Source organism: Arthrobacter sp. (assembly GCF_030540645.1).
GTDB lineage: Bacteria > Actinomycetota > Actinomycetes > Actinomycetales > Micrococcaceae > Specibacter.
Genome location: NZ_JAUNVV010000135.1, coordinates 1 through 4,373, shown reverse-complemented (window position 1 = coordinate 4,373; position 4,373 = coordinate 1). Strand labels below are relative to the sequence as shown.

Annotated in this window: 2 protein-coding genes; one reads left to right on the top strand and one right to left on the bottom strand. The window is 64.0% G+C overall.

Annotation, left to right across the window (positions count from 1 at the left end; translation table 11 throughout):
• Positions 1–3 precede the first annotated feature (3 nt).
• Positions 4–3,684: a transcription-repair coupling factor gene (mfd, locus tag Q4P21_RS15845; protein ID WP_303389686.1), complete on the bottom strand. Its 3,681-nt coding sequence runs from the start codon at positions 3,682–3,684 to the stop codon at positions 4–6.
• 186 nt (positions 3,685–3,870) lie between these two features.
• Here mfd and Q4P21_RS15840 point away from each other — a divergent pair, with 186 nt between their 5' ends.
• Positions 3,871–4,371 carry a DUF2505 domain-containing protein gene (locus Q4P21_RS15840; RefSeq protein WP_303389685.1) on the top strand — a complete coding sequence of 167 codons (501 nt, stop codon included), beginning with the start codon at positions 3,871–3,873 and terminating at the stop codon, positions 4,369–4,371.
• The last annotated feature ends 2 nt before the right edge of the window (positions 4,372–4,373 follow it).

Sequence of the window (4,373 nt, the reverse complement as noted above, 5' to 3'; positions counted from 1 at the left end):
GCTCTACAGGCTGGCCGCCGTCGTTTCAAAGATGGCCTCCAGCACGCCCTGCGCCCATTTCAGGACCTCGGCGTCAGCCAGATCGCGTCCGCCAATGCGGGCCGTCTTGGGCTTGGGGATGAGCACGGCATTGAGCGCGGGCTTCACCAGGGAACCCGGGTACATGCGCGTCAGTCGCATCTCCTTGGATTCGGGCAGTTCCGCCGGGGCGAACTTGATGAAGTTCCCCTGTAGCGCAACATCGGTGAGCCCTGCAGCACGGGCCAGTACCTTGAAGTGCGCCACGGCTATGAGGTTGACGGCTGGCGGCGGCAGTTCCCCATACCTGTCAATGAGTTCAGCCTGCACTTCGGCAATACCGTCCAACGTGAGCGCAGCTGCCAGCTTGCGGTAAGCCTCCAGGCGCAGCCGCTCCCCCGGCACGTAGTCGTGCGGCAGGTGGGCGTTGATGGGCAACTCGATTTTCATCTCTGCGGCCCGCTCCTCGCCGTCACCGCGGAATTCAGCCACTGCCTCGCCCACCAGACGGATGTACAAATCGAAGCCCACACCTTGGATGTGCCCGGACTGCTCCCCACCGAGCAGGTTTCCCGCCCCGCGAATTTCAAGGTCCTTCATGGCCAGGGCCATGCCGGCACCCAGCTCGTTGTGGGCAGCCACGGCCTTCAGCCGCTCCAATGCCACCTCGCCCAGCGGTTTGTCCGGCGGGTAGAGGAAGTAGGCGTAGGCGCGCTCACGACCGCGACCCACACGTCCGCGCAGCTGGTGCAGCTGGGACAGCCCGTAGTTGTTGGCCTGCTCCACAATCAGCGTGTTGGCGTTGGAAATGTCCAGCCCGGTTTCAATGATGGTGGTGCACACCAGCACGTCAAAGCGTTTCTCCCAGAAGTCCACAATGATCTGTTCCAGTTTTGACTCGCTCATTTGCCCGTGGGCCACTGCAACGCGGGCGTCCGGCACCAGCTGCTGGATGTGCGCCGCCGTGCGATCGATCGACTTAACCCGGTTGTGCACATAAAAGACCTGGCCTTCACGCATCAACTCGCGGCGGATGGCCGCCCCCACCTGCTTGTCGGAGTGGGCACCAACGTACGTGAGCACGGGGTGGCGTTCCTCCGGCGGGGTGGCCAGTGTGGAGGTTTCGCGGATGCCGGTCATGGACATTTCAAGGGTGCGCGGAATGGGCGTTGCACTCATGGCCAGCACGTCGACGTTGGTACGCATCTTCTTCAACGCTTCCTTGTGCTCAACGCCGAAACGCTGCTCTTCATCCACGATCACCAGACCCAGATCCTTGAACGCGAAGTCCTTGGAGAGCAGGCGGTGCGTGCCAATGACAACATCCACCGACCCGTTCTTCACACCTTCCACAATTTCCTTGGATTCCTTGGCGGTTTGGAAGCGTGAAAGCGGGCGCACCCGGATGGGGAATCCGGAGAAGCGCTCGTTGAACGTTTCGTAGTGCTGCTGCGCCAGCAACGTGGTGGGAACCAGTACAGCCACCTGCTTGCCATCCTGGACGGCCTTGAACGCGGCGCGGACGGCGATCTCGGTCTTGCCGTAGCCCACATCGCCGGAGATCAACCGGTCCATGGGAACTTCCTTCTCCATGTCCGCCTTGACCTCGTTGATGGCCACGAGCTGGTCGGGGGTCTCCACGTACGGGAACGCCTCCTCCAGTTCAGCCTGCCACGGCGTGTCCGGCCCGAAGGCATGCCCACGGCTGGCCATGCGCGCCGAATACAGCCGAATCAGGTCCGCGGCAATCTCCTTGACAGCCTTGCGCGCCTTGGACTTCGTCGCAGCCCAGTCGGAGCCGCCCATCTTCGACAAGGCCGGGGAGTCCCCGCCCACATACGCCGTCACCTGGTCCAGCTGGTCGGTGGGTACAAACAGCCTGTCCCCGGGCGCCCCACGCTTGGAAGGCGCGTATTCCAGCACGAGGTACTCGCGCAGCCCGGCACCGCTGCCGTTCGCGCTTGCCGATCCCCCGGCCACCTTGCGCTGAATCAGCTCCACGAACTTGCCCACGCCGTGCTGCTCGTGGACCACGTAGTCCCCCGCCGCCAGCTGAAGTGGGTCCACGGCGTTGCGCCGTTTGGAGGGCATCTTGCGCATGTCCCTCGTGGACACGGCCGACGCCCGCCCCAGCAGGTCCGCTTCCGTCAGCAGTCCCAACTTCAGCGAGTCGAAGACAAAGCCGCGGCCCGTGTCCGCAGTCGTGACTTCGATGATGCCCGGCTCGGGCTCATGGTCCAGTGATTCCACGCGCGACGCCGGGATGTTGGCTTCGTGGAACAGCTCGGCCAACCGCTGGGCCGGGCCGGGGCCTTCGGTGGCCACCACCACGCGCCACTGGTCCTTGATGCGCGAACCGATGAATTCCATCATTTCCGCCACGTCGCCGCGGTAGCCGCGAGGTTCGCGGGCATGCAGATTCAACACGTCGGTGCCAGTGTCAAGCTCTTCGTCCTGTGCCAGGGAACTCAACGTCCACCAGCTCACCCCGACATCCAATGCGCCTTCCCTGGTCGCAGCCAGCGACTTGAAGCCGGCGGAGGACAAGTCGACGCTTCCGCCCGAGATGCTGGCCGAGGCCAAATCCAACGGTGCGGTGCCGCCGTCGGACGCCGTGGACCAGGCTGCTTCAAGGAATTCCTCGTTCGTGGATTCCAGATCGTGGGCACGCGCACTGACCTTTTCCGGGTCCAGCACGATCACGATGGACCCGGAAGGCAGCAGCGAGGTCATCGGCACCATCGAATCCACCAGGGCCGGGGCGAGGGACTCCATGCCCTCAACGGCGATACCGCCGGCAATCTTTTCGAGCATGCCGGCGGCGGCAGGCATCGAATCCTTCAGCTTGGCGGCCCGGCTCATCACGGTGGGGGTGATGAGGATTTCCCGGCACGGCGGTGCATACAGTTCAGCGGGGTGGGCAATGGTGCCGGTGACGCTCGTCAGCGTGCGCTGGTCGGCGATGCTGAACCAGCGCATGGCCTCCACTTCATCGCCAAAGAACTCAATGCGGACGGGATGGTTTTCGGTGGGCGAAAACACGTCGAGGATGCCGCCGCGCACGGCAAACTCGCCGCGGCGCGTGACCATGTCAACGCGGGCGTAGGCGGCATCGGCCAGCCGCTTGATGAGTTCGGTGAACGCGATTTCCTCGCCAACCTTCACCCGGACCGGAACCAGCTCGCCCAAGCCGGCCACAAGCGGCTGCACCACCGCACGGATGGGTGCGACGACGACGCGCAGGCCGGTCCCGGCATCGAACTCCGGATGGGCCAGGCGGCGCAGCACGGCCAAACGGCGTCCTACGGTGTCGGAGCGCGGGGACAGGCGCTCGTGCGGGAGGGTTTCCCAACTGGGGAATTCCGCCACGGCGGCATCCGGCAGGTAGGAGCGCAGTGCAGCCACGGTGTCCTCGGCTTCACGGCCCGTGGCCGTCACGGCCAGTACCACCCCGGAGCGGCCAGCAGCGTTTGCACTGGAGGCGATGTTTGCAGCGGCCTCAGCCAAACCGTCCGCCGCCTCAGCCAGCAACACCGCGCGCATGCCGGCCGGTGCGCTGAAGGCGACGTCTGCGCTGCGGCTCGCCGGATCGGCGGCTGCAAAAGTGCGAACCCGGGCGAAGCTTGGATCCTGTGACAGCGCTGACCGCAACCCTGCAAGACTCATGGGTGATTTTCTCCTTGGCGTGAGCGTGGCCGCCGTTAAAGTGTGTGGAATGCCGTGCCGTGTGCAGCACGAAAGCCCAGAAATTCGCTGGGAAGCTTCCGGAACCATTCCAGCTTACTCGTGGCTGGCGGGCCTTGGTATCCTAGGAACTGCCCGAAACACACCGCCCCCATATTTGGAGGAATCATGGCGCTTGCCGCCTCAACGACGCTTTCGGCCCCGGCCCAGAGCGTGACGGATGTCTTTACCAATGCCGACTTCGTCAAGCATGTCAGTGAACAAGTGGGCGGGGAACTCAAATCCTTCAGCATCAGTGGCCCCACCACGGCTGCTTTCACCACTCAGACTGTGCGCACGCTGCCCACAACCCGGATGCCTGACATTGTGAAGAATTTTATCGGCACGACGCTAACTGTCACTCAAGATGAGTCCTGGAGCGCACCGGCATCCGACGGTTCCCGCACCAACACCATCAAGCTGACGGTGGCCAAGGCCCCGATTGATGTCAGCGCAGTGCAAAAGTTGACGGCTGACGGCGGATCAACCTTGGTTGCGCTGTCAGGGGAGGTCACCTCAGCCGTGCCGTTCCTGGGTGCGAAGATCGCCTCCGCAGCTGAGCCCGTCATTGGCCGGGCGCTGAACCTGCAGGCAACTCTCGCTCAGGAATGGCTCACCACACACGCCTAAAG